The organism is Nodularia chucula CCY0103, from assembly GCF_963923915.1.
GTDB lineage: Bacteria > Cyanobacteriota > Cyanobacteriia > Cyanobacteriales > Nostocaceae > Nodularia > Nodularia chucula.
On sequence record NZ_CAWUOL010000243.1, the window covers coordinates 1 to 290 of the forward strand.

The following is a 290-nucleotide window of genomic DNA, read 5'->3' on the forward strand; positions in this document are numbered from 1 at the left end:
GGACAGGGTAAACGGAGATTTAGCCTGGGTAGAGTCATGGCTAAACTGCCTCATACTTCTTTAACTTCTATTTCCATAACTTTTTTAGTCATGAATCTTTCTACTCTGTTATTACGGCTTTTTTGGGGATTTTTGTGTCAATTTTTCCAAACTACGTCTTTTTTACCTTCCTTGATTAATAAAAGTGATGCTTTGAGCATTTTTAGTCAACAAAAACTTATCTTTGCTACTGCCTGATTACCTACTTATTTCTTCTGTTGTTTTTTCACGACTTTTTCAGCAAGCCCTAA

At 34.8% G+C, this 290-nt stretch carries 1 protein-coding gene; it reads left to right on the top strand.

Going from position 1 to position 290, the window contains the following annotated elements:
• Positions 1–237 (top strand): transposase (locus ACM0OP_RS24415; RefSeq protein ID WP_414530984.1); only part of this gene is annotated, 237 nt, incomplete at its 5' end.
• Positions 238–290: the final 53 nt, after the last annotated feature.